Origin of the sequence: Streptomyces sp. N50 (assembly GCF_033335955.1) — a bacterium.
Classification (GTDB): Bacteria; Actinomycetota; Actinomycetes; order Streptomycetales; family Streptomycetaceae; genus Streptomyces.
This window is the reverse complement of record NZ_CP137549.1, coordinates 7,406,769-7,430,513: the sequence shown is the minus strand read 5'-3', so window position 1 is coordinate 7,430,513 and position 23,745 is coordinate 7,406,769. Positions and strand designations below refer to the sequence as shown.

Below are 23,745 nucleotides of genomic sequence, written 5' to 3'. Positions count from 1 at the left end.
GCATGAGCCACTGACAATCCGATGACCGCGTTCCGCTTACCGCCGGAGGGGGTCGTGGGACGGTCAGGACACCGGTCGCGAATCCGCCCACATCTGCTCGAACTCGTCGCGATAGGTGGGGAAAAGTGCGCTGTCATCCATTTCGTCCGACTTCACCAGTCGGCTGCCGTTCCGCAGCACCAGCACCGGCGCCTCCATGCCGCGGCTGCGGCGCAGATAGGACTGCACGACGGCTATGCCGTCCAAGCCGTCGCCGTCGACGAGGTACGCCGTGAAGCGGGGCGTCTCGTCGAAGACCTGGATCTCGAAGGCCGCCGGGTCGCGCAGCCGGGACCGCACCCGCCGCATGTGCAGGATGTTCATCTCGACGGCGCGGCTCAACTCGCCCCGCTTGATGCCGAGTTCACGCTCACGGCGCTTCACCGCGCTGGAGGCGGGGTTGAGGAACAGCAGCCGGGCCCGGCAGCCCGACTCGGCGAGGCGGACCAGGCGGCGGCCGGAGAAGTTCTGCACGAGCAGGTTGAGGCCGATGCCGATGGCGTCGACGCGGCGGGCCCCGCCGAAGATGTCCTCGGCCGGGAACTGCCGCATCAGGCGCACCCGGTCGGGGTGCACGGCGACCACGTCCGCGAACCGGTCGCCGATCAACTCCTCGACCGCGTCCACGGGCAACCGCCGCGCCGACGGTACGTCGCCGCCGGCGCCGAGGGTCTCCAGGAGTTTCGCGGAGGCCCGCTCGGCCTGGTTGAGGACGGCCTCGGACAGGGCGCGGTTGCGGGAGACGACGTTGCGGGTCACCTCCAGTTCGTCCAGGGCGAGTTCGACGTCACGGCGCTCGTCGAAGTACGGCTCGAAGCACGGCCAGTGCTGCACCATCAGCTCGCGCAGCTGCGGGAGGGTCAGGAAACTGAGGACGTTGTCGTCGGCCGGGTCGAGCAAGTAGCCCTTGCGGCGGCTGACTTCGCGTACGGCGACCGCGCGCTGCACCCACTCCTGGCCGGCCGGTCCGGCCGCGGCGACCACCCACTCGTCGCCGTGGACGGGTTCGTAGATGGGACGCAGAACAGCGGCCACGACCGCGCGCAGCCGCTGTTCGACGAGGTTCAGCCAGATGTAGGCGCGGCCGGCTCGCTGGGCGCGCGTACGCACCTCGCGCCAGGCGTCGGCGTCCCAGTCCAGCTCCGGACCGATGGAACCAGCCGCGTCCATCGGACGTGCCAGGGACACCGCGCCGGGCGGGACTTCTGCGGAGTTCCCCTCGTGACCCTCGTCACCAGGGGGCAACTCCAGCCCTCCCGAGCCCACCCGTGCACCGCCTTCCGCTCCCCCGAGCTCTCCCCAGTCTCAACGATCAAGGAAGGGTACTCCGGGACCGGTCGGCGGTGCAGCCGGATGGACAGGGTCGTTTCTCAACTTCCGCCGTTCACATTGCCGTTCTGGTCGGCGAGGGCGGGCGGAGTGAGCGGATTCATAGCCGTGACGTCGCGCGGGGCGATGGAGAATCCCTGCCAGTGGACCGGCATCGGCTGCTGGTCCTCGTCGCGGGCGATGTGGTGGAAGCCGACGTTCACCCAGACCACGGGGTGGGTGAGGGTCTGGCCGTTGACCCACTTGTCGACCTGCTTCGGGTGCCCCGCACCGCAGTTGGGCAGGTTGTCGCTGGCGAACTGCTCGCACTTGTTGTACTCGGTGAAGTACACGTCGTGCTGGGTGAAGCTGCGGCCCGGGTACTTGGTGGTGGGGCCGGGGACTATCTCGTAGGACCGGGCGTGGTTGTCCTTGTTCTTGCCGGTCGCGCTGACGATGCGCCACCAGCGCATGTTCTTCGCGTCGCCCGCGAGTTCCTTGGTGACCTTGGTCAACGTGGTCTTGTTCGTGGGGGTGTTGGCGCCGCGCGTGGTGACCTTGGAGTCGTACTGCTCGACACGGCCCTTGGAGGAGCCGTCGAGCGCGAAGTCCAACTTCCAGAAGACGTCGTGCTGGTGGCTCGTCGCGTACGCCGTGGCGTTCTTGCCGAGCGGCCAGCCGCGGCCGTCGCCCGCGTCGTAGTCGTAGGGCGAAAGGCTGCCGGTGGCACCGACGTTCATGTTGATGGTGCCGTCGTCCTGGAAGCGCCACTCGGTGATGTACTCGTACCAGCCGACCTGGTTGACCGTGTAGACGAGGAAGTCCTTGCCCTGGGTCTGGAAGACCTTGTTGGCGCTGTCGCCCTGCATGCGGAAGGCGTGACCGCGCGAACGGGTCGTCGTGCAGAGGCCCTTGACGTTCGGGTGGGCCGGGTCGAAGGCGTCGGGGACCTTGACGGTCTTGATGGTGCCGCCGGGACACTCGCCGGGCGCCATGTTCATCAGGCCGGTGCCGAAGCCGTACTGGGTGAGGTCGCTGTACTCGTTCTTGCCGTCGTCGTACGGGACGTGGATCTGGGCGAGCTTGGCGTCGGCGAGCACCTTGATGGGGGTGGCCTGGCCGGGCGGCTGGTAGGAGATGTTCTCCAGGACGAGGCCGGCCTCGCGCTCGTAGTGCCAGCACATCCGCCAGGTGGTGCCGGTGGAGAGCTTCTGCTCGATGGTGTAGGCGGCGCTGCAGCCGGGTGCGGCGGCGCTCGGGGCGGCCTTCGGCTGGGCCACGGCCGGTCCCGCGCCCGCCGTGGCACCGGCGGCCAGGGTGGCGAGGGCGAGCCCGACGGCCCCCCGCCTGCGGGCACGGCTGATTCTGTTGACGCGCATGAAGAAGTGACTCCCTTACAGGAGAAGCAAGTTGGGACAGTGGACGAGGAACCGCGCGGTCCGCGTTGATCGGTGCGGACGGCTCGGTCGGTTCAGCCGGTGAGCTTGCCGACCTTGCGGGCGCTCAGGTCGACGACGAAGTCACGGGCGTCGATCCACGGCCCGTTCTTCACCTTGGGGAACAGCCGTACGCAGCGGTGCTCGCCGCACTGGTCGAGGTCGCCGGACTGCCGTCCCGGAGTGGCCTTGTAGACCATGGCCATCAGCAACAGCTGGTCGGGCGAGGTGAGTTCGTTGCCGGTGGCGTCCTTGTAGTCGGCCTTGAGACCCGCGCCGAGCGGGCTGGCGAGCAGCAGCTGGGCCGCCTCGACGTCCTCGGCGTGGCTCAGCGGGGGCTGCACCCCGTGCTGCGTGCCGGTCTGTTCGACCTTGCCGGTGTCGAGGTTGACGGTCTTGGTGACGACCGTGTCGTCCTTGTAGTCGTAGAACGTCACGTCCGCGCGGCGCGGCGCGTTCGGGTTGTCCAGCTCGCTGGTCTCGGGGTCGGCGAGTTGCACGTCGAGGCGCTGCGGGCCGCGCTTGCCGTCCACGTTCTCACTGGAGTTGAGGAACTGCTGGTTCACCGCGATCCGCTCGACGCGCTTGGTCTCGTCGTCGGTGAGCGGGTCGCGGCCCGTGCCCTTCTCGCCCTCGGCGGGGGCCTGTTGCACCACTCCGGGTGCCGCTCCCTGTCCGTCCGCCGCCTGCTGCTGGGCGGATCCGGCGGCCTTTCCCGTGCCGCCCGACTCGTCGGCCCCCGCCGTGCCCGGCAGGGTGATGGCGACCATCACGGCGGTCCCGGCCACCGCTATGGCCGTACCCGCCACCACTTTGCCCAGGTGGCGGTGCACTGTCCTTCGCACATTTCCCCCTACTCCCCCTGGGTCCTCCCCGGACCATCGGGAGCGGTGTCTGTCCCACTCGGTTCGGGATACGGCATACGTCGTATCCACCGGTCATTTGGTAAGAGGGACGTAAGTCATAGGTGGTTCCCTCACTTTCGGGGAGACTCATGGCCAAGGCGCCCCGGTGGCGGGGCCCGGCTGAAAGAGTCGTGACCATGCAGGTCTGGCCTGGAGAGGCGTATCCACTCGGTGCCACGTACGACGGCGCCGGCACCAACTTCGCGGTCTTCACGGAGGCCGCGGACCGAGTAGAGCTGTGTCTGCTGCACGACGACGGCTCGGAGACGGCGGTGGAACTGCGCGAGAGCGACGCGTTCGTGCGGCACGCGTACGTGCCCGGCATCATGCCCGGGCAGCGGTACGGCTTCCGCGCGCACGGCCCGTACGCCCCCGAGCGCGGCCAGCGGTGCAACTCCGCGAAACTGCTGCTCGACCCGTACGCGAAGGCGGTCTCCGGATCGATCGCCTGGGGCGAGGAGGTGTACGGCTACCACTTCGACGCGCCCGACAAGCGCAACGACCTGGACTCGGCGCCGCACACCATGACGTCGGTCGTGGTCAACCCGTACTTCGACTGGGGCGACGACCGGCTGCCCCGGCACGGCTACCACGAGACCGTCCTCTACGAGGCCCACGTCAAGGGCCTCACGATGCAACACCCGGGACTGCCGGAGGAGTTGCGCGGCACATACGCGGCGCTCGCGCATCCGGCGGTCATCGAGCACCTGGTGGAGCTGGGGGTGACCGCCCTGGAGCTGATGCCGGTGCACCAGTTCGTGAACGACCACCGGCTGGTCGACATGGGGCTGAACAACTACTGGGGCTACAACACGATCGGTTTCTTCGCCCCGCACAACGCGTACGCCTCCTGGGGCGACCGCGGCCAGCAGGTCCTGGAGTTCAAGTCGGCGGTACGGGCGCTGCACGAGGCCGGTATCGAGGTCATCCTGGACGTCGTCTACAACCACACCGCCGAGGGCAACCACCTGGGGCCGACGCTGTCCTTCAGGGGCCTCGACAACCCCTCGTACTACCGGCTGACGGAGGACCCCCGCTACTACATGGACACCACGGGGACGGGCAATTCACTGCTCATGCGGTCCCCGCACGTGCTCCAGCTGATCATGGACTCGCTGCGCTACTGGGTCACCGAGATGCACGTCGACGGCTTCCGCTTCGACCTCGCGGCCACCCTGGCCCGGCAGTTCCACGAGGTGGACCGGCTGTCGTCGTTCTTCGACCTCGTCCAGCAGGACCCGGTGGTCTCCCAGGTGAAGCTGATCGCGGAGCCCTGGGACGTCGGCGAGGGCGGCTACCAGGTGGGCAACTTCCCGCCCCTGTGGACCGAGTGGAACGGCAAGTACCGCGACACCGTGCGGGACATGTGGCGGGGCGAGGGGCGGGCGCTCGCGGAGTTCGCGTCCCGGCTGACCGGCTCGTCCGACCTCTACCAGGACGACGGCCGGCGTCCCCTGGCGTCCATCAACTTCGTGACCTGCCACGACGGGTTCACCTTGAGCGACCTGGTGTCGTACAACGACAAGTACAACCAGGCCAACGGCGAGGACAACCGGGACGGTGAGAGCCACAACCGGTCCTGGAACTGCGGGGCCGAGGGCGACACCGACGACCCGGCCGTCCTGGAGCTGCGCGCGCGGCAGATGCGCAACTTCGTGGCCACGCTGATGCTGTCCCAGGGCGTGCCGATGGTCAGCCACGGGGATGAGTTCGCGCGCACCCAGAAGGGCAACAACAACGCGTACTGCCAGGACAACGAGCTGGCCTGGGTGAAGTGGCCCGAGGGCGACGGCGATTCGCCGGAGCTGCTGGCCTTCACGCGCGCGTTGGTGTGGCTGCGCAAGGAGCATCCCGTGTTCCGGCGCCGGCGGTTCTTCCACGGGCGGCCCGTGGAGGGCACCCACGACGAGCTGTCGGACATCGCCTGGTTCACCCCGGAGGGCAAGGAGATGACCCAGCGGGACTGGGACTCGGCGCAGGCCTCCGCGCTGTCGGTGTTCCTGAACGGCAACGCCATCTCGGAGCCCGGTCAGCGCGGGGAGCGGATCGCCGACGATTCCTTCCTGATGATGTTCAACGCCTCTCCGGAGACGCTGGAATTCGTCGTGCCGGTCAATCACGGCCGCCAGTGGGAGGTGATCGTGGACACGGGCCGCCCGGAGGGGGTGCCGGTGGGCACGGGCGCGAAGGTGAAGGCCGGTGACCGGCTGACCTTGGTGGACCGCAGCATGACGGTGCTGCAACGGCCCACCTAGACGGACACTCCGGTCGGCCGATCAGCGGACCGGATGCGGGAGTGGATGACACGAAAGACGGCCGGGCGGGTACGTAGGTCTGCATGACACCTGAGCGACCCGACCCGGCAGTGCCCACGGCCACCTACCGGCTGCAGCTGCAGCCCGAGTTCCCGTTCACGGCGGCAGCGGCGGCCGTGCCGTACCTGGCGTCGCTCGGCGTCTCGCACCTGCACCTGTCCCCCGTCCTGGAGTCCGTCCCGGGCTCGACGCACGGCTACGACGTCGTGGACCACGCGCGCGTACGGGACGAACTCGGCGGCGAGGACGGCCTGCGCGCCCTCGCGCGCACCGCGCGCGAGCACGGTCTCGGCCTGGTCGTGGACATCGTCCCCAACCACATGGCGATGGCCCCGCGCCACAACCACGCCCTGTGGGAGGTCCTCCGGGAGGGCCCCAAGTCGCCGTACGCGCGCTGGTTCGACATCGACTGGGAGGCCCAGGGCGGGCAAGTGCTGCTGCCGGTCCTGGGCGGCCCGGTCGGCGCGGAGATCGACCACCTGGAGGTCGACGGTGACGTCCTGCGCTACTACGACCACGTCTTCCCGCTGCGCGAGGGCACCGCGGAGCTGCCTTTGCCGCGGCTCCTGGACGCGCAGTGGTACCGCCCCGTGTGGTGGCGGCTGGCCCGCACCGAGCTCAACTACCGGCGGTTCTTCAGCATTTCGGAGCTGATCGGGGTGCGCGTCGAGGACCCGGAGGTCTTCGACGCCACGCACGCCAAGATGCTGCAGCTGCTGCGCGAGGGCGTCGTCGACGGCCTGCGCGTCGACCACCCCGACGGCCTCGCCGACCCCGACGACTACCTGGCGCGGCTGCACGAGGCGACCGGGGGCCGCTGGACGGTCGTCGAGAAGATCCTCGCGGACGGTGAGCACCTGCCGGCGTCCTGGCCCGTCGCGGGCACCACGGGCTACGACGCCCTCCGCCAGGTCGACGGGCTGTTCACGGACCCGGCGGGCGCCGGTGAACTCCTGGGCCAGTACCGGAGGTTCGCGGCCCCGCAGACCGACCGGGGCGGCCAGTGGGAGGCGACGGTACGGCGGGCGGCGTACAAGGTGCTCACGCACGAACTGGTCGCCGAGATGGACCGGCTGACCCGGGTCGCGGCCCGTCTCTGCGCCACCTCCCCGGACCCCGCGCTGCGCGACCGGGCCCCCTGGGCGCTGCGGACCGCGTTGCTGGAGCTCCTGGTCCGCCTGGAGGTGTACCGGCCGTACACCTCGGGAGACACGGCCGCCGTGGTCACCGAGGAGGCGGCGGCCGAGGCCCGGCAGGCGTTCGTCGTCCCGGAGGAGGCGGGCGCCGTCGATGTCGTACGGGAGCTGCTGCTGGGGCGGTACGGGGACGGGCCCGAACAGGTGGAGTTCCGGACGCGGTTCGCGCAGACCTCGTCCGCGCTGCGGGCCAAGTCCGTGGAGGACACGGCCTTCTACCGCTATGTGCCGCTGCTGTCGGCGACCGAGGTGGGCGGGAACCCGGGGAGTCCGGCGGTGTCCCCGGAGGACTTCCACGCGTACTGCGCGCGCGTGCAGCGCGACTGGCCCGCCATGGGCACCGTGCTGTCGACCCACGACACCAAGCGCAGCGCCGACGTACGGGCCGCGCTGGCCGTGCTCACCGAGGTGCCGGAGCGCTGGGCCGACGTGCTGGCCGAGGTGACCCGCACCGGGGAGGGCGTGCCGGACGCCCAACTGGCGTGGGCGGCCTGGCAGACGGTGTTCGGGCTCGGCCCCGCGGACGCCGAGCGCGTCCAGGAGGCCCTGCTGAAGCATGTGCGCGAGGCGGGCCTGTACACGAGCTGGACGGAGCAGGAGCCGCCGTACGAGGAGGCGGTGGCGGCGTTCGTCGCGGCGGGCCCGTGCGGGGCGCCCGGCGAGCACGTGGCCGCGTTGCGCACGGCACTGGAGCCGCGCATCCGGGCCAACATGCTGGGCGCCGCCCTGGTCCAGCTGACGATGCCCGGCGTCCCGGACCTCTACCAGGGCACGGAGGCCGAGTACCTGGCCCTGGTCGACCCCGACAACCGCCGCCCGGTGCCCTTCCCGGCGCCGCACCCCGGCGACAAGGGCGCGCTCACGGCCGCCGCGCTCCGGCTGCGGGCCCGTCGCCCCGAGGTCTTCGGGGACGCGGCGGCGTACGCCCCGCTGACGGCACAGGGCCCGGCGGCGGCGCACTGCGTGGCGTTCGCGCGCTCGGGAGCCGTGGTCACGGCCGTGACCCGGCTGTCGGCGCGGCTCGCGGAGGCGGGCGGCTGGCGCGACACGGTGCTGCCGCTGCCGCCGGGGCGATGGGCCGATGTGCTGGCTCCGGAGCGGGAGTTCACCGGGCACGCACGCGTGGCGGACGTTTTCGGGGAGTTGCCGGTGGTCCTGCTGGAGCGGGTGGGCGAGGGCGGCTAGCGGGTGCGGACCCTGAGGATCTTGGGTGAGCGCCGGACCAGGTCCTCAGGCGCCGTCCGGGCGCCCTCTGCGTGGCGCAGGCCCGGCAGGGCGGCCAGCAGGGCCCGCAGACCGTGTTCGGCCGTGAGACGGGCGAGCAGGGCGTCGGAGGCGGTGTGGCGGCCGGTGCCGTGGGCGAGCGGGGCGGGGTCGGGGCGGAAGGCGTCGTAGCGGTCGGGGTCGGTGAAGCGCTCCGGGTCGCGGCCGGCGGCGCCGAGGAGGCAGGCGACGGTGGCTCCGGCGGGGATCGCGCCGACGGGTTCGACGGCCCGGCGCAGCACGAGGTGCAGCGGCGGATCGCGGCGCAACGACTCCGCCCAGGCTCCGGCCGTGAGCCCGGGTCGGGCCCGGAGCACCTCCAACTGACCCGGGTGGTCAAGGAGGTTGGCGAGGAACGAAGCCAGCGCCCGCGCGGTCGTCTCGCCCGCCGCGCCGAGCAGCGTGCCCACCAGCCCCGTGACGGCCTCGTCGGACCGCTCGGCGCACAGGACGGACAGCAGGTCGCCGCCCGGATGGGCGCGGCGCCGGGCCGTCAACGGGCGCAGGAAGACGCCCAGTTCGCAGCGCCCGCCCCCGGAGGGGCCGAGTCCCGTGCGGCACCAGCAGTGCACCCGCGCGGTCTCCTCGTACGGCAGCCCGAGCGCGGCCACGACCGTCGCGGTGGGCAGCCAGTCGCAGAACTCGGCCACCAGATCGGCCTCTTCACGCGCGGCCAGCCGACGGGCGAGGACATGGGCGCCGCGTTCGACGGCGGCGGTCAGGGCGTCCAGCGCGGGCCCGCGCAGCGCCCGTTCGAGGCGCTGATCGGCCTCCGACGTCCCCTCGCCGGGCACGGGCACGAGCCGGGGGTCGGCGAGCGCGGCGCGGACGTCGTCGTAGCGGCTGACGAGCCAGGCGCCGAAGGGCTCGTCGTACACGAGCGGGTGGTGCGTGCGGAGGGTGCGGTAGAGCGGATACGGGTCCCGTACGGCCGTCCGCAGGCTAGGCGGGGCCGGTGGGCGGGCCGGGGTGCCCGCAGTCCGCGTGACGAGCACGTCCGTGAGACACAGCACCGCCGTCCGCTCCCGTGGTCGTCGCTCCGCCCCGCGCCGTGGGGCGCGCGGCCGGTCCTCCGCGCCATGCGCACACGCGGCTGCCCCCAGCCGACCACCGCACCGCGCGGGACGCAGCCCTCATACGGCCGTACGGGTGAAGCAGGCATCCCGTGGTCCTACGGCGTACGCGGACCGGCCGCACGCCGTAGGGCCGTCCCGGCCACCGGCTCACACCCGCGTACGGCCCCGGGGTGCGTGCCGGGCGGCGGGCGTGCGGTGACGAACGGCGGCGTCGGTGTGCCCGGTGCGGGGGTACGCGCGTGTGCCCGACGGGGACGTCGTCGGGAGTGAGCGCGGACGCCCGTGGGACCTCCTGGAGAACCCCGGCCCCCTGCTGGCACCAACGCCCCTACCGGCTGCCGGTAAATGCGCCTGGGCGCCCCCGGTAGCCTCCCCCGCGGTCTCCTTGACAGTTCACAGAGCCCGTGAAGTACTGCGATTGCGAAGCCGGGGCTGACTAATCGGGGGTGAGTCTCCTGCCGGAGTTGCGATACCCCAGTGTGACCGAACTGGTCTCGTCCGCAAGGGCGTTGGCCGCTCATCGGCCGGGCCTGTGCGCTCTGCGGCAGGTGGGCGTCTCCCGCGCGGGCAGGCCACTCCATCTGCTGTCCGTGGGGCACGCCCAACGCGCCGTCCTGGTGGTCGCGGGCGCGCACGCCAACGAGCCGACGGGCGGCTCCACTCTCCTCGCCCTGGCCGAACGGGTCGTACGGGAAAGGGAGTTGAGGTCGGACACCTCCTGGCACTTCCTGCTGTGCGCGGACCCGGACGGGGCGAGTCTGCATGTCACGCCGGCGCCGCGCAGTCTGCTCGACTACCACCTGGGCTTCTACCGGCCGGCCGGGCCCGAGCAGCCGGAGTGGTCGCCCTCCGTGCTGCCGCCCGACCGACTGCCGCCCGAGACAAGGGCGTTGACCCGGGTGATCGACGAACTGCGGCCCTACCTCCAGGTGACCCTGCACGGGACCGATCTGGGCGGCAGCTGGGTGCAGCTGACGAAGGACATACCGGGGCTGGCCGAGCCGTTCGCCAAGTCGGCGGCGGAGCTGCACATCCCGGTGGAGACGGGCGCCTCGGACGCGGCGGGCTGGCCCGCCTCGGGGCCCGGGGTGCATGTGATGCCGGCGCCCGGTTCGGACGTGGCGTACCCGAGCATGCCGGACGACGCCCGGCACAGCACCTGGTACCACGCGCACCGCTACGGCGGTCTGACCGCGGTCGTGGAGGTCCCGATGTGGGCCAGCGACCTGGTGGACGACCCGGCACCGCATCCCGCCCCGGCGGCGGCGATACGGCGGCTGGCGCGGCGCCTGCTGCGGGACACGCGGGAGGTGGAGTGGGTGCTCGCCGACGCGCTGCCGCGCCTCCAGGGCGTCGACACACCGCTGCTGCGGGCCGCGAAGTGGGCGCTGGAGCTGGTGCCCGGCCTGGCCGCGGACTGGATGCACACACGGCCGGCCGACACGACGATGGCGTACGTCGGCAGCGTGGACGCGTTCGGGCGCCGGCTGCCGCTGCGGGCGGCCGCGATGCTGCTGCGGGTCCTGCGGGAGACCGACGACCGTGCGGCGCCCCTGCTCGAACACCTCGTGGCGTCCTGGAGCGACGCCTTCGCGGAGCGCTTCCGGGCCCGCTGGGTGCCCCTGGAGCACCAGGTCGAGCATCAGTCCCGCACGGTCGTGGCGGCGGCGCTGTACGCGCGCGAGCAGGCGGACGGATTCGGGGACGCCCCACGCGTGCGTGCCCGACGCTCGGCCTGACGCCGCCCGTTCGGCCCGTGCCTCAGGTGTCCAGCGCGAAGACCTCTCCGGTGCGCGCCGCCATGGCGCACCCGTTGGAGAACGTCCTCCTGTAGTCGACCGGGCGGCCCTTCCACTCCCCGCGCGCGTGGGCGGTCACCGGGGCGTAGATCATCGGGCACATGACGCCCTTGGCCGGGACGGCGTCGATGTCGCCGCCCGCGGCGCCCAGTTGGGCACAGGCCTCGGCCGCGTGGGCGTGCCCCTGGGGCGGGTCGCACAGGAGCAGCGTCCCGCGCGTGTCACTGGACCGGCTGTCGCCCCGGGTGACGGTGAGGTAGAGCCAGTCGCCCTGGATGCCGTGGCGGGGAGCGGACGCCTGGGCCGGTGGCTGTCCGGCGGCGAGGAGCACAAGTGCCGCCGGAAGCAGGGCACTCCGGAGCACAGTCGTTCTGAAGGCTTTGAAGGTGTGGGTCATTCCCGGTGCATCGGCACCGCGGGCTCCGTACCCCACCCCGGCTCACCCGAACGGGAGCGCACGGGCGCGTACCGCCGGGCCAGTTCGAACGCGCTGAGCACCACGCGCGACTGGTACTCGACCTGGCGCGCGACCGAGATCCAGCGCGCGCCGCAGCCGTCGCGGTAGTCGGCGCACCACTGGTCGATCAGCCGGTCCAACTCCGGGAGTACACCGGCCTGATCGCTCCCCGAGGCGATCACGAGCTGGTACAGCAGCCCGGCCGTCCGCAGCGCCAGCCGTCGCCCCGCGATGCGCAGGGCGGCCAGGTGGGCGGTGTTGAGCGGTGGCAGCGGACGGGCGGCGCCGGTGTCGACGTCGGGGTCCCACGCGTCGGCGAGCCCGGGGATCACCAGTAAATAGTCGTCGACCGGGGCGAGCAGCCGCGCCGCGTCGGACACGACGAGGATCCGCGGACGCGGCTCGGCGGTGTCCCGCGCGGGCGGTACCACCGGGTCGGCGGCGGGCCGCGGCCAGGCGTCCCGCAGCCCGACGCCCGTCCCCGCCTCGACGCCGCTCTGGACGAACGGCCGTATCCGCGCGAGGAGTTGCTCCAGGACGCGGCTGTCGTGGCGCAGGGTGTGGCTCACGGTGCGCAGGAAGGCGTCCGCGTCGGCGGGCGGTGCGCCGTTCTCGACGCCGGTCACGCCCCACATCGGCGCCTCCACGACCGCGGTCACCGTGCCGTGCCGGTGCGGGTGGTACCAGGTGGACTCGACGGCGGCCTCGGTGATGGCGGCGGCGAGGTCGCCCGGGCGCGGTGGCGGGATGCGGTAGACGGCGGGGCCGAGGCTCGGCCAGTACAGGGTGTCGTAGGGGCCGAGTTCGCGCGGGATGCCGAGACGGGTCGCGGTGTGGGCGACGCGGCGGGCGAGACCCGGGAGGTCGCGGGTCAGCTCCACGAAGCCGCCGCCCACGTCGACGCCGTGCAGGGAGCACTGGAGGAAGGGACGGAGTTCGTCCTGGATCTCCAACAGGGCGCGCGTCTCCGGGAGTCGGGCACCCGCCGCGCCGTCGGGCAGCCACTCGGGCTGTTCCAGGAAGCCGGGCCGGAAGAAGTTCCGGAAGTAGCGGCCGAGGGTGTACGGGCCGGGGAGCCAGCCCTCGTTGCGGCGCGAGCCGTCGGGGTCGAGGCACAGCAGCAGGTTCCAGGTGGCGTCGGCGCCCTCGCTCAACCGGGGGTCGGCGAGGACCCGTTCGGCCAGCCGGAGCACCGTCGCGCCGCCCACGGGCTCGTTGGCGTGCGGTCCGGCGACCACGAGGGCCTGGTGGCTGCCGTGGCCCACGGAGAGCAGCCACAGGGGCGTACCGGCGCGGGAGGTCCCGACGCGGCGCAGCCGGGCGTCCTGGGGGTGGCGGGCGACGAGCGCGGCGGCCTGGGCGGCCAACTCGTCCACGGACGGGTAGCGGAGGAGTGGCGGCAGGGCACACCTCCACAATCGTGGTGCCGTCGGTTCACCTGGTGTGCATGGTGTACGCACAGTCAGTCACGGCGTACGGGGTACGTCAACACCGCCGTACGCAAAGGGATTTCACGCACACCCAAGATCGCCACATCGGGTAATGCCCAGGCCAGAGGTGAAGTGCGGCCCGGTCCGGCTCAGGTGCCGGCGATCCGGAACGTCATCCGTCCGAAGCCGATCTGATCGCCTTCGCGGACGACGGCCGCGCCGGTCACCCGTCGGCCGTTGACCGTCGTGCCGTTGGTCGAACCGAGGTCGCGCAGCACCCACATGCCGCCCTGGCGGCTGAGTTCGGCGTGCACCCGGGAGACCGTCTCGTGGGTCAGGCGCAGCCCGTTGGCGGGGTCGCGGCCGATGCGCAGCGGATGCCCGTTGCCCGGGTGGGGCAGCAGCAGCTTCGGGAGCCGCTCGGCCTGCCACGCCCTCCGGAGCCGTACGGTGAAGCCGGAGACGGCCTCCACGGTGCCGAACAGGGCACGCGAGAGGCGGCTTTCGGTGGGCAGGTCGGCGGTGAGCGGTACGAGGTCCTCGGACCGGCGGGCGGCGAGCGCCAGCTCCATGCGCCGGACGAACGTGTCGTGGGACAGCCGCCCCATGGCGACGCCGTCGTGGAGGACCTTGAGCGCCTTGTCGCGCTCCACGTCGGACAGCCGCGCGGGGTACGTGTGGAACTCGAAGGACGACGTCACGCTCGTGATTGTCGGGCAGTGAACCCCGGGTGTCCAGAAGACGCGGAAACAGCACGCACGCGCGTGAAGATGACGACACCTGCGCCAAAGGGACGGATTCAAAAGCGGATTGATCTCGTTTGAAGCACGATGGACGGGCTACATCCCGGTGAGCAGACGAAGGGGAACCGTCCGTGCAGTTCGAGGTGTGGGCACCAGAGGCAGACCGTGTGACGCTCCATTGCGAGGGCGCCACGCGCGCGTTGGAGCGCGATCCCGAGCGCGTGGGGTGGTGGACCGGCGAGGCGGAGGCGGACGACGGCACGCGGTACGGGTTCGCGGTGGACGACGGCCCGCCACGGCCCGACCCGCGCTCGCGCCGCCAGCCGGACGGCCCGGACGGGCTGAGCGAGGTCGTCGACCACGAGCGGTACGCGTGGCGGGCCGCGTGGTCCGGACGCCCGCTGCCCGGAGCGGTGCTCTACGAACTGCACGTCGGCACGTACACGCCCGAGGGCACCCTGGACGCGGCCGCCGACCGGCTCGGCCACCTCGTCGAACTGGGCGTCACACACGTCGAGTTGATGCCCCTCTGCCCGTTCCCCGGCCGCCACGGCTGGGGCTACGAGGGCGTCTCCCTGTGGGCCGTCCACGAGCCCTACGGCGGCCCCGAGGGGCTCAAGCGGTTCGTCGACCGGGCCCATGAACTGGGCCTGGGCGTCGCGCTCGACGTGGTGCACAACCACCTCGGCCCGTCCGGGAACTACCTGCCCGTGTTCGGCCCCTACTTCACGGACACGCACCAGACCCCCTGGGGCAGTGCCGTGAACCTGGACGCGCCCGGCTCGGACGAGGTGCGCGCGTTCCTCCTGGGCAGCGCGCTGGCGTGGCTGCGCGAGTACCGGATCGACGGGCTGCGGCTGGACGCGGTGCACGCGCTGTGGGACACGCGCGCGTGCCACTTCCTGGAGGAACTGTCCGCCGCCGTCGACGCGTTGGCCGCCGAGACGGGCCGGCCGCTGTTCCTGGTCGCCGAGTCCGACCTGAACGACCCGCGCGTGGTGACCTCCCGCGCGGAGGGCGGACTCGGACTGCACGCGCAGTGGAACGACGACTTCCACCACGCCCTGCACACCGCGGTGACCGGTGAATCGCAGGGCTACTACGCGGACTTCGCGCGGGCCCCGCTCTCGGCGATCGCCAAAACCCTGACCGGTGGCTACTTCCACGACGGCACCTATTCGAGCTTCCGGGACCGCCACCACGGCCGCCGCCTCGACCGCACGCGCGTGGCCGCGCACCGCCTCCTCGGCTACAGCCAGACCCACGACCAGATCGGCAACCGCGCCCAGGGGGACCGCCTTTCGGCCTCCCTCTCCCCCGGCCTGCTGGCCTGCGCCGCCGCGCTGACCCTGACCGGACCCTTCACACCGATGCTGTTCATGGGCGAGGAGTGGGCGGCGGGCACGCCCTGGCAGTTCTTCACGGACCACACCGACCCGGACCTCGCGGAGGCGGTACGGCAGGGCAGGCGGCGGGAGTTCACGTCGCACGGCTGGGCCGCGGAGGACGTGCCCGACCCCCAGGACCCGGCGACCCGCGACCGCTCCTGCCTCGACTGGTCGGAGCCGCAGCGCGAACCCCACGCGCGCGTGCTGGCCTGGTACCGCCGTCTCATCGCCCTCCGGCACGAACAGCCCGACCTCACGGACCCCGACCTCACCGACACGAAGGTGGCCTACGACGAGGACGCCCGCTGGCTCGCGCTGCGCCGCGGAGACGTACGCGTCGCCGTGAACCTCGGCAAGGAACCGGCCGCGATCCCCCTGGGCACGCGTCCCGCGGAGATCCTGGCCGCGTGGGAGCCGGTGGAGGCGCCGGGGGCCGACGGGTTGCTGCGGCTGCCCGGGGAGTCGTGCGTGGTGCTGGCACAGGCGTAAACGCTTGCGCAATCGTTTGCGAGCGGCTGACGTAAACGCTCGCGCAAGCGTTTACGGAGCGCGACGTAAACGCTTGCGCGCTACAACTCCCCGTCCCCTTCCCTCAGTTCCGTCACCCGTTCCAGCAGGATCGCCTCCCAGCTGCGGCGCAGTTGGGTCCTGAGGAGCGCGACGGACCCGGTGTCGCGGCCCTTGAGGCAGTCGGCGAGGCGGACGACGGTGTCGCAGCGGGCGAGCCAGAGGCCGCGCAGGCAGGGGCGGGCGCCGTAGCCGGCGAGGGTCGCGGCGCGTACGGCGGCGGGGGAACCGACGGCCAGCGCGAGTCCGGCGATGTCCTCGGCGGGGTCGCCGAGGACCGCGTCGGTCCAGTCCAGGACGCCGCGGACCCGGCCGTCGGTGCTCACCACGAGGTGTTCGCCCTTGAGGTCGTGGTGGACGAGGACCGCGGTGCCGGGCTGGGCGGCGAGCTGGATCGCGCCGGGCGGGGTGAGCTGGTGGAGGCGTGCGGCGTCGAACTCGTCGGCGGCGGCGAGCCGTTCGGCGGCCTGCTCGGCGGTGCGGCGCAGCTCCTCCAGGGAGCGCGGTGCGGTGCGCGGGATCCCGAGCGACTCGGCCTGCCGGGCGGGCACCTCGCGCAGCCCGGTGAGCAGCCCCGCCAGGTCGGCCTCGCCGACGGCGGAGACGTCCTGGTCCTCGCCGGAACGCCCGGGCACCTTGGTGTCCAGCGTGTAGGTGAGCCCGGGCGCCCACTCGCCGTGCGCCACGCTCGTCGGAACGGCGACGGGGAGATACGGCCGTACGAGGTCGCGCAGGCGCAGTTCACGGCGCTGGCGCACGGTGGCCGCGCGGTTCGGGGCGAGGCGCAGGACATGGCGGGAGCCGACCCACCAGGTGGCGTGCCCGCCACCCTCCGCGACGGGCGTGATCTCGGGTCCGGCACCGTCGGCCGTACCGTCCTTGAGCAGGGAACGGACCAGCTGGCGGACGGTGTCCGCGGTGGGTGTCGGTGCCTGGGTCATGGTCGGGCCGTCGCCGTTCGGGGTGTCGGGGCTCCTGGTCGTCGTCAGTCCACCAGGGCCATCTCGCGGGCCGTGTTGTTGAGCCGGCGGCCACCGTGGTCGGTCACCGTGACGATGTCCTCGATGCGTACCCCGAAGCGCCCGGGCAGATAGACGCCGGGCTCCACGGAGAAGCACATCCCGGGCACGAGGGGCTGTTCCTCGCCCTCGATCATGTACGGCGGCTCGTGCGTGGTGACGCCGATGCCGTGGCCGGTGCGGTGGATGAAGTAGGGGCCGTATCCGGCGTCGTCGATGACCGCGCGGGCGGCGCGGTCGACCTCCTGGCAGGCGACTCCGGGGCGCACCGCGCGGAAACCGGCCTCCTGGGCCTCGCGGACGAGATCGTGGACGCGCTGTTCCTCGTCGCTGGGTTCGCCGACGTGGACCGTGCGCGAGGTGTCGGAGCCGTAGCCGTCCTTGAGGCCGCCGAAGTCGAGGACGATCATGTCGCCCTGCTGGATGACGCGGTCGCCGACCTCGTGGTGCGGGTTGGCTCCGTTGGGGCCCGAGGCGACGATGGTGAAGTCGACCTGGGAGTGCCCGAACTGCCGTAGCAGATCGGCGAGATCGGTGCCGACGTCGGACTCGCGGCGGCCGGCGAAGGGAACCTTCCGGATCTCCTCGTACGTTGCGTCAGCGGCCGCTCCGGCGGCGGCCATGAGGTCCAGTTCCGCCGCGTCCTTCACCGCGCGGAGCATCGGCAGCGCGTCGGTGAGGGAGGCGTAGGTGGTGTCGGGCAGCGTCTTCTGGAGTGCCAGCAGATGCATCGCCCAGGTGTTGTCGCTGATGCCGAAGCGGCCGGTCGCGTCGAGGAGGGCCGCGGTGGCAGCGTAGGGGTCCTTGCCGTCGGTCCAGTCGCGCAGGGTGAGGGCGTCGGCTCCGGCCGCCTTGGCCGCGTCCGGGGCCTCCAGGGTGGGCACGACGAGGACCGGGGAGCGGCCGGGGGCCAGGACGAGCACGGTGAGCCGTTCGGTGACCGCGGTGGGCGCGTAGCCGGTGAGCCACACCAGGTCCGGCCCCGGAGCGACCAGCAGCCCCGCGAGACCGGCGTCGGCGGCGGCCCGCGCGGCGCGGTCCATGCGGGCCCTGTAGTCGGCGGCGGTGAAGGGCGCGGGCGGGCTACCGGTCATTCAGGCCTCCGAGGACGGACGGAACGGGGCTACGGTCAGCATCCTGCCCGGACCCGGAGGGCCACGCGAGCCGATCGGCGGGACTTCCCCGGTCCGGGCACCGCATCCGGGGAGTCCCGCCTGCGATCGGCGTCACGGCGTGGGCCACCTCCCGGGCGACGCGCGGCGCCGGGTCAGACGACGTACCCGGGGACCACGGTGAACTGCTGGAAGCCGCCGCTGTGGTGCCGCACGGTGATCGTGACCTCGTCCCCGGGGTGGGCACGCGCGACCGCGCGCGCGAGGTCGGCCGCCGAGTCGACCCGGGTGCCGCCGAACGTGAGCAGGACGTCGCCGCGGATCAGGCCGGCCGTGTAGCCGGGGCCGGGGATGTGGACGCCGACGACCAGGGCGCCCGCCTTGTCGGCGTCCACGGCCTCCACGCCGAGTGTCGCGGCGGCGGGCGTGGCCGACGGCGAGGGGCTCGCGGAGGGCGTGGTCCGGCCGGTCGGGGCGGTCGTCGGCGCCGGTTGCCGGGCCGCCTGGCGCTGCATCTCGGCGAGTTTGCTCATGCCGATCACCGTGGCGCCGACCGTGCCGAGGCCGACCCCCGACAGCACCAGGACGGTCCCGACGAACAGGCCGAACAGCAGGGTCACGAGCCGTCGGCCGCGGCGCCGCGCGGCGTGCGGGCGCCGGGTGGGGCCGGGCTTGGTGCCGCCGCCGGGTTCCTGACCGGGCATCGGCTTGGGACGCAACGCAGTCTGTTCCATGGATCGCCTCCGGCAGATGCTCTACCCGGCGCACCGGCGCGCGACGTGCCACGAACGAGTGAGACTGACCGGGGGTCAGGAGCGGGAAGGCCCTGCGCGCGCGACGGGCACCTCGTCCCGGGTGAACACCCGCAGCCGCCCTCCCGCGCGCGGGAGGGCGGTCAGGACGCGCGGCCCGGGTGCGGTCGGCGCGGTGGCGAGGGTGAGTCCGCGATCGGCTCGGAGCGCGCGGTCGAGCGCTCCTTCTGCTCCTACGGCCCGACCCGCCACCTCGACACCCTGCGCGCCCACGGCCTGCGCTTCTCCGGGCACGACGAGGACGGCCACGTCCGGATCGCCGAACTCCCCGGCCATCCCTTCTTGCTGGCCACCCTCTTCCAGCCGGAACTGTCCGGCGACGACTCGCGCCCGCATCCGGTGGTCCGGGCGCCGGCGCGAGCCGCGGTCGCCCACGCGGGCCGGGCGGAGCACCAGCTCTCCTGACCCGCCGCGGGTTCTCCCGCTCAGCCGAACGGCAACGCCGGCACCCGGTCCGGCACGAACCCGTGCGACCGCCTCGCCAGGTACTCGGCCTTGTAGCGGTCGACCTCGCTGTGCCAGTTCAGAATGCCCGCCATCCAGTGCTGGAGGTCGGTCACATAGCCCTTCATGATCTCGCGGGCCTCGTCCGAGAGGTCGAAGTCGTCGTAGACGATGGGCAGTTCGTTCGCGGCGACGTGTTCGAACTGGTGCATGCGCTGGGTCATCAGGTCGTGGACGACGCCGAGTGCGGTCGGGTAGTCGATGCCGAAGAAGTTCTGCACGACGAGGATCGCGTTGTGGACCTCGCCCTCGTACTCGATCTCCTTCTGGTAGGAGAAGACGTCGTTGAGGAGGCAGGCGTAGTCGATGGCCGCGTTCTCCAGGGCGCGGACGGGGCCGGTGCGGTAGACCTCGGGCGGGACCTTCGGGCCGTGGCCCATGCGGCACATGCTGAGAGTGAGGTCGGAGCCGAAGGTGGCGCGGCGCATCTCCAGGTAGTCGATCGGGTCGGGGACGCGGTGCTGGATCTGGTTGGACAGCTCCCAGACCCAGCTCTCGGTCATCGTGTTGATCGCGGTCTTCAGGGTGCGCCGGTCGTCGACGGGCATCTCGGCGGTGGTGAGGGCCCACAGGTCGATGAGCGCGCGCTCCATGCCGTTGACCGGCACGATGACCGCCGGTCCCTCGATCGGCATGCAGTCGGAGAGGCGGGCCGTGGTGACGCGGGCGGCGGCGAGGTCGCCTCGGACGCCGTAGACGAGGGGGTAGTAGTCGTCGCCGTAGGTCCCCACGCGAGCCAGCGGGAGCTGAGGTCGAGGGCCGCCTCGGTGGCGTCCGGGTCGATACCCGCGGAGCAGAGCGGGAGGTCGGCGGCGGCGAGTTTCTCCTCGTCCCAGACGCCCTCCTCCAGGATGCCCATCGCGTGCGCCCAGTCGACGAGGCGGAGGCGGGCGCCGTCGAGGTGCGGGCTGAGTTCAACCTCGAACGGCATGTAGAAATCGGGGAGTTGGGAGGGGCCGACCTTCTGGAAGGGCACGTGTGTGTAGGCGCGCAGCCGTTCGGCGCCGGCCGAGGCGAGCAGGGCGCCGATGTCGGCGGCCGAGGTGCCGATGCCGGTCGGGCCGTTCAACGGCGAGTTGTCGAGGGCGCCTTCGTTCATGTAGCGGCTGGAGCGCAGGTGCCATTCGTGGCCGCCGGACTGCCAGTCCTGCAGTCCCTGGGCGTAGGCGGCGACGGCCCTGACCTCGTCCGGGGTGAGACCTTTCTCCAGGGCCACGGCGGGCACTTCGGTGAACGCGGTGTGCTCGAACTGGTGGAGCCGCGAGGTCAGCACGTCGTTGACGGTGTCGGCGGCCTCCTGGGTGGTGCAGCCGAAGAAGGACTCCAGGACGAGCACGCCGTTGCTCAACTCGCCCTCGTCCTCGACCTCCCGCTGGTAGGAGAAGAGGTCGTTGCGCAGGTGGACGCCGTCGGAGAAGGTCTCCATCAGCACCCGCAGCGGCCGCTCCTCGGCGACGGACGCGGGCACTTCGGAGGTCGCGTACTCAACGAGCCCCGCCGACCAGGGCGCCCCGCCCACCTTGCGGCGCATCTCGATGTACTCGACGGGGTTGGCGATGCGCCCCTCGTTGATGTTGGACAGTTCCCACAGGGACTCGTTGAGCAGGTGCTCGGTGGAGACGGCGAAGCGGCGGCGCCAGTCGACGGACATCGCGGGCACCGTGCGCGCCCACAGGTCGGCGAGCCCCGCCTCGACCGGATTCTCCGGCTCCGGTACGGGAGTCGAGAGGTCCAGCGGCATGAACAGCGGCAGCCGGTCCAGGTAGGCCTTGCCGCCGGCGCGGTCCTGGCTGCGCTTGAAGGTCTCCAGGAAGTGGTCGTCGAAGAAGAACACCCACACGTACCAGTCGGTGATCAGCGACAGGGCGGGCCCGTCGCAGTCGGGGTGGGTGTAGGCGCAGAGCAGGCCGTAGTCGTGCGCGTCGAGGTCGGCCTGCTCCCAGATCCCGGAGCCCTCCAGCATGCCCATCTCGCGCGCCCACACGGAGGAGTGGGCGCGGGCCTCTTCCAGATGCGGATTGAGGCGCGCGGGATACGGCATGTAGAAGTGCGGGAGTTCGAACGGCTGGGTCATGGCCGGGCCCTACCCGTGGCCCTGGGCGGCCATCCCGGGCAAGGGACATGATCACACCATCGCGTGAATCAGGAGTGAACCCATGAGTTTCGCCCGCATCTTGTGACGTTCACTTCTACGCGCGCAGACTACGGGGGTTCACGTGTCCCCTCCCTTGGCCGGAGTCCCGATGAACCACTCCCGAACCTTCTCCCGCCGCGCCACGCTCGCCTCCCTGGCCGGAGCGGCGCTGGCCGGTACCGCCACCGTGCGCGCGTCGGCGTCCGAGCAGCACGGGCGGTACGGGCGGACCGTGCGGTTCGCCACGTTCAACGCCTCGCTGAACCGCGCCACCGAGGGCGCGCTGGTCACGGACCTGTCGACGCCCGACAACGCCCAGGCGCGCAACGTCGCCGAGACCATCCAGCGGGTGAACCCCGACATCCTGCTGATCAACGAGTTCGACTACGTGGAAGGCGGCGCAGCGGTCCGTCTGTTCCTCGACAACTACCTGTCCCGGGGCCACAACGGCGCCCGCCCGATCCACTTCCCGCACCACTTCACCGGCCCGGTGAACACGGGCGTCCCCTCGGGCGTCGACCTCGACGGGAAGAACGGCGTGGTGACGACGCCGGGTTCGGACGCGTACGGGCAGGACGCGTTCGGCTACGGCTTCTTCCCGGGCCAGTACGGCATGGTCGTCCTCTCCAAGTTCCCGATCGACACCCGCGCGGTGCGCACCTTCCAGCACTTCCTGTGGAAGGACATGCCGGGGAACGTGATCCCTCCCGGGTACTACAGCGACGCGGCCCGCGCGATCTTCCGGCTCTCCTCCAAGAGCCACTGGGACGTGCCGGTCCGGCTCGGCCACGAGACCGTGCACTTCCTGGTCTCGCACCCGACGCCGCCCACCTTCGACGGCACGGAGGACCGCAACGGCCGCCGCAACCACGACGAGATCCGCCTGTGGGCGGACTACATCGGCGGCCACGCGCGCAGTGCCTATCTCTACGACGACAAGGGCGTCCGGGGCGGTCTGCGGCCGGGCTCGCGGTTCGTGATCGCGGGCGACCAGAACGCCGATCCGTACGACGGCGACAGCTACGACCACGCCGTACGGCAGTTCCTCGACCACCCGGCGATCAACCTGCCCGCCAAACCGCCGGCCAGCGCGGGCGGGGTCGAGGCCGCGAAGCTCCAAGGCGGCGCGAACATCGGCCAGTTGGGCAACCCGGCCTACGACACGGGCGACTTCAGCGACACGGCGCCGGGCAATCTGCGCGTGGACCACGTCCTGCCGTCCAAGGGCCTGCTCCCGGGCCGCAACGGCGTCTTCTGGCCGACCTCGGACGACCCGCTGTACCGCCTGGTCGGCGACGGCACCACGGTCGTCACGTCCGACCACCGGATGGTGTGGCAGGACGTACGGCTGGGCTAGGGCTGTCCGGACAGGTGCGGGACGAGTTCCTCGCCGACCCACGCCAGCGCGTCCGGCAGCGCCTCCGTCTCCACCGGCAGCCACAGCGACGCGGAGACCAGCCCGGCGTCGGCCAGCCGGCCCAGCTCGTCCCGGACGCTCTCGGCGCTCGCCTCGGCTCCGCCCAGCGGGCGCCCCGGCACCTTGACCGCGGGCGCGAACCCGGGCGGCACGAGGAACAGCCCTGCCGTCAGGGCCAGTTGACCGGGGTCGCGGCCGACCTCGTCGCCGAGCGCGGCGAGCCGCGACCGCACCCCGGTGAGCGATTCGGCATCGACCCCGGACCCGTGCCACGCGTCGCCGAAGCGCAGGGCCCGGCGCAGTGCCGCGTCGCTCTGTCCGCCGATCCACACCGGCGGACCGCCCTCGGTGCGCGGCAGCACCCCGAGCCGCGCCGGGCCCTCACCCCGCCACAACTGCCGTACGACGGCGAGCTGTTCGTCGGTCCGGCGGCCCCGCCCCGCGAACGGGACGCCGACGGCCGCGTACTCCGCGGTGTCCCAGCCGGTGCCGACACCGAGTGTGAAACGGCCTTTGGAGAGCCGGTCCAGGGTGGCGGCCTGGTGGGCCAGGATCAGCGGGTTGTACAGCGGCAGGACCAGGATGCTGGTGACCAGCCCGATCCGCCGGGTCGCCCCGGCGATCGCGGCCAGCAGGACCAGCGGGTCCGGGGTCACGCCTGTCGCGCCGGCCACCGCGTGGCCGCTGGCGAAGACATGGTCGAGGCCCAACTCCTCGGCCCTGACGGCGGTTTGGAGGACCTCGTCCAACTCCCCCTCCCCGTCGGGCCACAGACGGTGCGGTGCCACTCCGATACGCATCTCGGTCGTACTCCCCTCGCGCGAC

The 23,745-nt window shown here is 72.1% G+C and carries 16 protein-coding genes and 2 pseudogenes; 6 read left to right on the top strand and 12 right to left on the bottom strand.

Annotated features, from left to right (window positions below):
• Nucleotides 1-63 precede the first annotated feature (63 nt).
• From R2B38_RS33170 to R2B38_RS33160, 3 genes are all read right to left on the bottom strand, one after another.
• Entirely contained in the window at nt 64-1,305 is a 1,242-nt protein-coding gene (locus R2B38_RS33170; protein WP_318019496.1) for an SAV2148 family HEPN domain-containing protein, read from the bottom strand.
• A 104-nt stretch (nt 1,306-1,409) separates the two neighbouring features.
• Nucleotides 1,410-2,726, bottom strand: a complete 1,317-nt coding sequence (locus R2B38_RS33165) for a copper amine oxidase (RefSeq protein WP_318019495.1) — start codon at nt 2,724-2,726, stop codon at nt 1,410-1,412.
• A 92-nt stretch (nt 2,727-2,818) separates the two neighbouring features.
• On the bottom strand, nt 2,819-3,628 hold the full coding sequence (locus R2B38_RS33160) for a Tat pathway signal sequence domain protein (RefSeq protein ID WP_318019494.1): 810 nt from the start codon (nt 3,626-3,628) through the stop codon (nt 2,819-2,821).
• A gap of 197 nt (nt 3,629-3,825) precedes the next feature.
• Here R2B38_RS33160 and glgX point away from each other — a divergent pair, with 197 nt between their 5' ends.
• Nucleotides 3,826-5,943 carry a glycogen debranching protein GlgX gene (glgX, locus tag R2B38_RS33155; protein ID WP_318019493.1) on the top strand — a complete coding sequence of 706 codons (2,118 nt, stop codon included), beginning with the start codon at nt 3,826-3,828 and terminating at the stop codon, nt 5,941-5,943.
• Between the two features lie 83 nt (nt 5,944-6,026).
• Nucleotides 6,027-8,384: a malto-oligosyltrehalose synthase gene (treY, locus tag R2B38_RS33150; RefSeq protein WP_318019492.1), complete on the top strand. Its 2,358-nt coding sequence runs from the start codon at nt 6,027-6,029 to the stop codon at nt 8,382-8,384.
• Here treY and R2B38_RS33145 read toward each other — a convergent pair.
• A complete protein-coding gene (locus R2B38_RS33145) occupies nt 8,381-9,475 on the bottom strand; it encodes a cytochrome P450 (protein ID WP_318019491.1) in 1,095 nt (364 codons plus the stop codon). The genes treY and R2B38_RS33145 overlap by 4 nt on opposite strands.
• Before the next feature lie 509 nt (nt 9,476-9,984).
• Between R2B38_RS33145 and R2B38_RS33140 the strand changes: the two genes are divergently transcribed.
• A complete protein-coding gene (locus tag R2B38_RS33140) occupies nt 9,985-11,277 on the top strand; it encodes a M14 family zinc carboxypeptidase (protein ID WP_318019490.1) in 1,293 nt (430 codons plus the stop codon).
• Between the two features lie 22 nt (nt 11,278-11,299).
• Here the strand turns inward: R2B38_RS33140 and R2B38_RS33135 are convergent, their stop codons facing one another.
• The 3 genes from R2B38_RS33135 to R2B38_RS33125 all read right to left on the bottom strand — a co-directional run bounded on the left by R2B38_RS33135 (nt 11,300) and on the right by R2B38_RS33125 (nt 13,925).
• Nucleotides 11,300-11,734, bottom strand: coding sequence for an SSI family serine proteinase inhibitor (locus tag R2B38_RS33135; protein ID WP_318019489.1), 435 nt, complete (start codon nt 11,732-11,734; stop codon nt 11,300-11,302).
• The gene (locus R2B38_RS33130; RefSeq protein WP_318019488.1) at nt 11,731-13,212 is read right to left on the bottom strand and encodes a M14 family zinc carboxypeptidase; all 1,482 of its coding nucleotides are present in this window, start codon (nt 13,210-13,212) and stop codon (nt 11,731-11,733) included. The genes R2B38_RS33135 and R2B38_RS33130 overlap by 4 nt, the downstream gene beginning before the upstream one ends.
• A 161-nt stretch (nt 13,213-13,373) precedes the next feature.
• The gene (locus R2B38_RS33125; RefSeq protein ID WP_318019487.1) at nt 13,374-13,925 is read right to left on the bottom strand and encodes a DUF1707 and FHA domain-containing protein; all 552 of its coding nucleotides are present in this window, start codon (nt 13,923-13,925) and stop codon (nt 13,374-13,376) included.
• A 173-nt stretch (nt 13,926-14,098) separates the two neighbouring features.
• Between R2B38_RS33125 and treZ the strand changes: the two genes are divergently transcribed.
• Nucleotides 14,099-15,844, top strand: coding sequence for a malto-oligosyltrehalose trehalohydrolase (gene treZ, locus R2B38_RS33120; protein ID WP_318019486.1), 1,746 nt, complete (start codon nt 14,099-14,101; stop codon nt 15,842-15,844).
• Between the two features lie 80 nt (nt 15,845-15,924).
• On the opposite strand, the gene R2B38_RS33115 is transcribed toward treZ, so the two are convergent.
• The 3 genes from R2B38_RS33115 to R2B38_RS33105 all read right to left on the bottom strand — a co-directional run bounded on the left by R2B38_RS33115 (nt 15,925) and on the right by R2B38_RS33105 (nt 18,787).
• Nucleotides 15,925-16,863 carry an aminoglycoside phosphotransferase family protein gene (locus R2B38_RS33115; protein ID WP_318019485.1) on the bottom strand — a complete coding sequence of 313 codons (939 nt, stop codon included), beginning with the start codon at nt 16,861-16,863 and terminating at the stop codon, nt 15,925-15,927.
• A 44-nt stretch (nt 16,864-16,907) separates the two neighbouring features.
• Entirely contained in the window at nt 16,908-18,035 is a 1,128-nt protein-coding gene (locus tag R2B38_RS33110) for an aminopeptidase P family protein (protein ID WP_318019484.1), read from the bottom strand.
• A gap of 173 nt (nt 18,036-18,208) precedes the next feature.
• Nucleotides 18,209-18,787 (bottom strand): PDZ domain-containing protein, encoded by a 579-nt coding sequence (locus R2B38_RS33105; RefSeq protein WP_318019483.1) that lies wholly within the window; start codon nt 18,785-18,787, stop codon nt 18,209-18,211.
• 204 nt (nt 18,788-18,991) lie between these two features.
• On the opposite strand from R2B38_RS33105, the pseudogene R2B38_RS33100 reads away from it, so the two are divergent.
• Nucleotides 18,992-19,270, top strand: a pseudogene (locus R2B38_RS33100) (hypothetical protein); the annotation flags it as partial.
• Between the two features lie 20 nt (nt 19,271-19,290).
• On the opposite strand, the pseudogene cyc2 reads toward R2B38_RS33100, so the two are convergent.
• Nucleotides 19,291-21,443: pseudogene (gene cyc2, locus R2B38_RS33095) on the bottom strand (germacradienol/geosmin synthase Cyc2).
• Nucleotides 21,444-21,612: 169 nt separating this feature from the next.
• Here cyc2 and R2B38_RS33090 point away from each other — a divergent pair.
• The gene (locus R2B38_RS33090) at nt 21,613-22,860 is read left to right on the top strand and encodes an endonuclease/exonuclease/phosphatase family protein (protein ID WP_318019482.1); all 1,248 of its coding nucleotides are present in this window, start codon (nt 21,613-21,615) and stop codon (nt 22,858-22,860) included.
• On the opposite strand, the gene R2B38_RS33085 is transcribed toward R2B38_RS33090, so the two are convergent.
• Nucleotides 22,857-23,720: an LLM class flavin-dependent oxidoreductase gene (locus R2B38_RS33085; RefSeq protein ID WP_318019481.1), complete on the bottom strand. Its 864-nt coding sequence runs from the start codon at nt 23,718-23,720 to the stop codon at nt 22,857-22,859. The genes R2B38_RS33090 and R2B38_RS33085 overlap by 4 nt on opposite strands.
• Between the last annotated feature and the right edge of the window lie 25 nt (nt 23,721-23,745).

Bases quoted from the DNA above. Each gene is read 5' to 3' on its own strand.
- R2B38_RS33090 (WP_318019482.1), top strand. From the start codon at position 21,613: ATGAACCACTCCCGAACCTTCTCCCGCCGCGCCACGCTCGCCTCCCTG.
- R2B38_RS33135 (WP_318019489.1), bottom strand. From the start codon at position 11,734: ATGACCCACACCTTCAAAGCCTTCAGAACGACTGTGCTCCGGAGTGCC.
- treY (WP_318019492.1), top strand. From the start codon at position 6,027: ATGACACCTGAGCGACCCGACCCGGCAGTGCCCACGGCCACCTACCGG.
- R2B38_RS33165 (WP_318019495.1), bottom strand. From the start codon at position 2,726: ATGCGCGTCAACAGAATCAGCCGTGCCCGCAGGCGGGGGGCCGTCGGG.
- R2B38_RS33110 (WP_318019484.1), bottom strand. From the start codon at position 18,035: ATGACCGGTAGCCCGCCCGCGCCCTTCACCGCCGCCGACTACAGGGCC.
- R2B38_RS33105 (WP_318019483.1), bottom strand. From the start codon at position 18,787: ATGGAACAGACTGCGTTGCGTCCCAAGCCGATGCCCGGTCAGGAACCC.
- glgX (WP_318019493.1), top strand. From the start codon at position 3,826: ATGCAGGTCTGGCCTGGAGAGGCGTATCCACTCGGTGCCACGTACGAC.
- R2B38_RS33115 (WP_318019485.1), bottom strand. From the start codon at position 16,863: ATGACCCAGGCACCGACACCCACCGCGGACACCGTCCGCCAGCTGGTC.
- R2B38_RS33085 (WP_318019481.1), bottom strand. From the start codon at position 23,720: ATGCGTATCGGAGTGGCACCGCACCGTCTGTGGCCCGACGGGGAGGGG.